The 301-nt window shown below is 42.2% G+C and carries 1 tRNA gene; it reads right to left on the bottom strand.

Annotation, left to right across the window (positions count from 1 at the left end):
- Positions 1-166: 166 nt before the first annotated feature.
- Positions 167-251: transfer RNA gene (locus tag AAEZ05_RS28115), tRNA-Leu, on the bottom strand.
- Positions 252-301 lie beyond the last annotated feature (50 nt).

Here is a 301-nt window from a genome sequence, read left to right as displayed (position 1 = left end):
ATTGTTGATAGAGCATTGGCGAAGCGGGTGGAGAAAAGGTATCAGATTATGGATGAGATGTTGGAGGGTTTAGAGCGTTTGTGATAATAAATGCCATATTTCAGACACAAAAAAACCTGCTAAAAAGCAGGTTTTGATATTTGGTCTAAGATGTACTATCCGAAAATGGTGGGGCTGGAGAGACTCGAACTCTCACACCTTGCGGCGCCAGAACCTAAATCTGGTGCGTCTACCAATTCCGCCACAGCCCCATTTTCGTTACTCTATCATTATTGGCGTTTAAATTCAAACACAACATAGA

The sequence above is a fragment of the Pseudomonas sp. HY13-MNA-CIBAN-0226 genome, from assembly GCF_040310305.1.
Lineage (GTDB): Bacteria > Pseudomonadota > Gammaproteobacteria > Pseudomonadales > Pseudomonadaceae > Aquipseudomonas > Aquipseudomonas gregormendelii.
Note: the sequence above shows the minus strand (reverse complement) of the source record. Positions and strands in the feature narration are given on the sequence as shown.